At 71.0% G+C, this 3,529-nt stretch carries 2 protein-coding genes and 1 pseudogene; all 3 read left to right on the top strand.

Translation table 11 applies throughout. The annotated features are described in order from the left end of the window. On the top strand, positions 1-1,454 hold a 1,454-nt coding region (locus R6V09_RS48835), incomplete at its 5' end, for a hypothetical protein (RefSeq protein ID WP_317887888.1). Between the two features lie 136 nt (positions 1,455-1,590). Further along, positions 1,591-2,469: a hypothetical protein gene (locus R6V09_RS48830; protein WP_317887887.1), complete on the top strand. Its 879-nt coding sequence runs from the start codon at positions 1,591-1,593 to the stop codon at positions 2,467-2,469. A gap of 67 nt (positions 2,470-2,536) precedes the next feature. After that, positions 2,537-3,529: pseudogene (locus R6V09_RS48825) on the top strand (hypothetical protein); the annotation flags it as partial.

The following is a 3,529-nucleotide window of genomic DNA, read 5'->3' as shown; positions in this document are numbered from 1 at the left end:
CCGCCGACGAGGGACTGGCGCGGCGGCTGCGCGCGCTCGCCTGCACCGCGCCGCTGCACGACCTCGACGCGCGCAAGGCCAACCTCGCGGGCGAGTACTCGGTGTACGGCATGGCGGAGGTGGCCCTCGCCGCCATCGACCTGGTCACCCTCAACATGGACTTCGACACGGGTGCCGACCACGACCAGATAGTGGCCAGGCTCATCCCGCGCATCGCCGCCCAGGCCCCGCAGCGCCCCGTCGCCGAGCACGAGCGCGTCGCCCGCTGGGTCCTGGAGAACCTGATCAACGTCGGCAGCGTCGACCGCGGCTTCCGCACGGTCTACGGCACGTTCGCCCAGGACGGCACCTATGTGCGCCGCGACTACGACTTCAAGCTGATCGAGGAGGTCCCCGGCTACGGCGGCAGCGTCTACCTCCGTACGACGGACGAGGCCGTCAACGTCCTCGTGGGCGCCCTCGACACCGACGTCACCAGCGCGCAGATCGCCGCCGAGGTCAAACTGGAGGTGCTGATCAGCCGCGGCCGGCTCGCCGACGCCCAGCTGGCCGCCGAGCAGGCCCGGTACCGGACCGTGCAGTACTCGGAGACCCTGCGCCGCGCCCTGGACGCCACCCGGCGCAACGTCCGCGCGGTGGACTGGCTCAACGCCGTGCCCGACATGATCGCCGAGGCCCTCGACCACGTGGCCGACCGCTACCGCCACGAGAACGCGATCCTCACCAACATCCGCAAGGCCCGCGACGAGTCCGAGGACCCCGAACAGAAGCGCCGCGCCGCCGAGTTGGTCGACATCGTCAAGGACTGCATCCGACGGCACACGCAACTCCAGTCGCGCCTCCTGGAGGCCGGGCCGCTGTTCCGCGCCGAGCAGGACCGGCAGGCCTTCGCCACGCCCATGACGACATCGGGGATAGACCTCTACGGCCATCTCGTCTCGCCCGTGCTGCCGCTGCCCCTGGAGCAGGCGATCCGGGTCACGGACGCGTTCTTCGCGCGCGGGACGGGGCTGCGTACGCCGGTGTCCGTTCGGGTGGGGGATCTCGTCGAGATACTGCTGACGCCGCCTCAGGAGCGGGAGCACCTCGGTGCGGAGATGCCGGAGCCGGATCTCATCGCCACGCCGGACGACAGCCGCTTCAGCGAGGAGCAGCTGGCGGCGGCGATGGAGTTGCTCGATCTGCCGGCGGATGCGCCTCGGCGGTTGTCGGGGTTGCTTGCGGATGCGCGGCGGCGGGATCCCGAACTTCCTTATCTGGTGGCTTTGTTGGCTGTGCATGCGGCCAGTCCGCCCGTTGGTACGGCTTATCGGCAGGGAGAGCCGAAGCTTCTGTTCGCCGTGGATGACGGGGTCGAGCTGGATGATCCCGAGTTCGGTGGGGCCGATCTGATTGTGGGGATGGCCCTTTTGGACACGTTGGGGATGGCTGCGGGGCGGAGTGAGGCGGCGTGATGGTTCTGTCGTTGTTTGAGTGCGGGCTCGCTGTGGCTGGTCGCGCCCACGCGGCGGAGCCGCAAATGTCACAGCCCCGCGCCCCTGAAGGGGCGCTTGGCCTCAGCCCCGTCTTCAAGTTCAAGGAGTTGTCGTCGTGAGTGAGCCCGCCGAATGGAGTGAGCCCGAAGGTGTCGCCGCGCCGGTGACCGCTGTCATCACGCCCGCCGACGCCGCTGACGCGGCTCGCCTCGTCGCGTTCGGGCTGCAGCCCAAGTTGCAGCCCGCGCGGGATCAGGAATATGCGGAGCTGCTGCGCCGGTACCGGGAGGACCCGCCGTTCGCCCGGCTCGCCGATGCCGTGGCCGCCGGGCTCGGCCTTGTTGTCCTGGAGGTGTCCCCGCGCGCGGGGATGGCCGTGACCGCCGCCGAGGACTCGGTGTTCGCCGTCCGCATGGGCGACTACGCGCGTCGTACGGCCGCCGACTCCGGGGACCGCTTCCTGCACGGGCTCGCGCATCTCTCCGTCGCCGCGATGGCGTTCCCGCGCCCCGAGGACCTCGCCGACGACGGCTACATCGGGCGCGTCACGGTCAACGGTGTCGACGCCTTCGTACGGCAGGCCTGCCGCCGCCTGGAGGAGCGGGCCGACGAGCAGGGCATGAACACCGACCCGGCCACCGACGCACCCGGCCTGGAGGCCGCCTGGCGGATCTGGGTCAGACGCAGCGCGACCGGAGCCACCAAGGACGCCCGCAGACTGGCCGGTTCGACCACCGGCATCGTCGGCAAGGCCGCCGCGTTCCTCACCGACTCCGGCTTCCTCCAGCGCACGGGCGACGACAACGGCGGTACGTACCGCACGACCGCCCGCTACCAGCTCCAGGTGCGTGACATGGCCGGCAGCGCCGCCATGGCCGAACTGCTGGAGCTGGGCGTCGTCCCGGTCACCGACGGCACCGCGAGCCTGCTGCCCGCCGAGGACACCGAGGACCTGGAGCTGGTGGCCGACGCCGGACTGCCGTTCCACTCCTGACCCCCAGCCCCTCCAGAAGACCCACGAACCCCCCACACCTGCCGAAGACTTACGACGAGAGTCCGCCATGTACGAGCTGTCCCGGGTCCGCCTCTACTCCATCGGGCCCGCCGGTGCGCGCTACGCCGACACCGTGCTTGACCTGCGAGGCGTGGGCAAGCCCGTGCCCGACCCCGCCCCCACCCAGGCGGAGTTCTTCGAGGACGAGCCCGTCGGTCCGCCGCGCCGCCCCGCGCCCGCCGGTGTGCTCTTCCTGGAGAACGGCGGCGGCAAGTCCGTCCTGCTCAAGCTGATCTTCTCCGTGATGCTGCCCGGCCACCGCAACACACTCGGCGGCGCCAGCTCCGGTGTGCTCCGCAAGTTCCTCCTCGCGGACGACTGCGGGCACGTCGCCCTGGAGTGGCAGCACACACTGACCGGCGAGTGCGTGGTCGTCGGCAAGGTCAGCGAGTGGCGGGGGCGTCAAGTCTCCAACGACCCGCGGAAGTTCGCCGAGGCCTGGTACTCGTTCCGGCCCGGGCCGGGGCTCAGCCTGGACAACCTCCCCGTCGCCGAGGCCACTTCCGTACGGCCGCCCGTCGAGGGTGCGTCAGGCGCGCAGGGCCGTCGGCGCACCATGAAGGGCTTCCGGGACGCCATCACCGAGGCCGGCAAGGCGTATCCGCACCTCGAAGTGCACTGGGAGGAGATCCACGACCGCTGGATCGAGCACCTGGGCGACCTGGGCCTCGACCCCGAACTCTTCCGCTACCAGCGCGAGATGAACGCCGACGAGGGCGAGGCCGCCGGCCTCTTCGCCGTCAAGAAGGACTCCGACTTCACCGACCTGCTGCTGCGCGCGGTCACCGACACCCGCGACACCGACGGACTCGCCGACCTGGTCGGCGGCTTCGGCAACAAGCTCGGGCGACGCGCCGAGCTGATCGCCGAGCGGGACTTCACGGCCGGTTCCGTGGACCTGCTCGGCCGGATCGTCGAGGCCGCCGAGGGACGGGCACGCGCGCGTGACATCCACGCCGGCGCCGAGCGCCGTACCCGCACCCTGGCCCGCCGACTGTCC

This window comes from Streptomyces sp. W16 (genome assembly GCF_033194735.1).
Taxonomy (GTDB): domain Bacteria; phylum Actinomycetota; class Actinomycetes; order Streptomycetales; family Streptomycetaceae; genus Streptomyces.
Note: the sequence above shows the minus strand (reverse complement) of the source record. Positions and strands in the feature narration are given on the sequence as shown.